The sequence below is a fragment of the Streptomyces prunicolor NBRC 13075 genome (genome assembly GCF_000367365.1).
Lineage (GTDB): Bacteria > Actinomycetota > Actinomycetes > Streptomycetales > Streptomycetaceae > Streptomyces > Streptomyces prunicolor.
In genome coordinates, this window is sequence record NZ_BARF01000191.1 from 1 (window position 1) to 1,423 (window position 1,423).

Consider the following 1,423-nt stretch of genomic DNA (forward strand, 5'->3'; position numbering starts at 1 on the left):
GGCTAGTGTGATGCGCCAGAAATCCTGAAGGTTAGTTACTACCCTGTTGGCATGTCGCATCCGGGGCCTTCTGCTGTGGATATCACGTTGTCCGAGGCTGAGCGTGCCGAGTTGGTGCGCCGGACGGAATTGCCGCACCGGCGCTCGGTAGAGAAGGCCCGCATCATCCTGGCGTGTGCTGACGGTATGTCAAACGCGGCTGCGGCGCGGGTCGTTGGTGTCCAGGCCAAGACGGTGGGCAAGTGGCGGCGGGCTTTCGCCGCGGAGCGGATGGCCGGGCTTGAGGACGCCGGCTGGATCGGCCGGCCGAAGGCCGACCTGGTCCTGGACGATGCTGAGCGCAGGCAGTTGACGCAGTGGGCGCGGCAGGCGAAGACCGCCCAGTTCCTCGCGTTACGGGCCAAGATCGTGCTGCGCTGCGCGGAGGGCGGGACGAACCAGCAGGCCGCGGCCGACCTCGGCATCGACAGATCGACCGTGGACCGCTGGCGAGCCCGGTTCATCGCCAAACGCCTCGACGGTCTTCATGACGAGCCCCGCTCGGGCCGCCCGCCCTCGGTCCTCCTCGACCGGGTCGAGGAGGTCGTCGTGGCCACCCTGGAGTCCACTCCGGGCCAGGACACGCACTGGTCACGGGCCTCGATGGCCCAGCGCACCGGCCTGTCGAAATCGACCATCGGCCGGATCTGGAAGCGGTTCGACCTCAAGCCCCACCTGCAGGGCTCCTTCAAGCTGTCCACCGACCCGCAGTTCGTCGCCAAGGTCGTCGACGTCGTGGGCCTGTACCACCACCCGCCAGAGAAGGCGGTCGTGCTCTGCGTGGACGAGAAGAGCCAGATCCAGGCGCTGGACCGGTCCCAGCCAGTCCTGCCGATGATGCCGGGCATGCCCGAACGCCGGACCCACGACTATCTGCGGCACGGCATCACCAGCCTGTTCGCCGCCTTCAACATCGCCGACGGCACCGTCATATCGGCACTGCACCGCCGCCACCGTGCGATCGAGTTCAAGAAGTTCCTGGTCCGGATCGACAAGGCGGTGCCCGCCGGGCTCGACGTCCATCTCGTCTGCGACAACTACGCCACCCACAACACCGCCGAGATCAGGACGTGGCTGGGCAGACACCCGCGCTTCCACATCCACTTCACCCCCACCGGCTCCTCCTGGATGAACCAGGTCGAGCGGTGGTTCGGTCTGCTGACCGACAAGCTCATCCGCCGCGGCGTCCACACCTCCGTGAAGGCACTGGAGAACGACATCACCGCATGGATCGACACCTGGAACCAGAACCCGCGGCCCTTCACCTGGACCAAGACCGCCGACGAGATCCTCAACTCCCTCGCCGACTACCTCACCAAGGTCGGAACCGACAGCCAGAAAACCGAGCAGAACTAACCTTCAGGATTTCTGGCGCATCACACTA

The 1,423-nt window shown here is 66.0% G+C and carries 1 protein-coding gene; it reads left to right on the plus strand.

Annotated features, from left to right (window positions below; translation table 11 throughout):
* Positions 1–75 precede the first annotated feature (75 nt).
* Positions 76–1,395: an IS630 family transposase gene (locus tag SPR02S_RS54730; protein WP_078623319.1), complete on the plus strand. Its 1,320-nt coding sequence runs from the start codon at positions 76–78 to the stop codon at positions 1,393–1,395.
* Positions 1,396–1,423 lie beyond the last annotated feature (28 nt).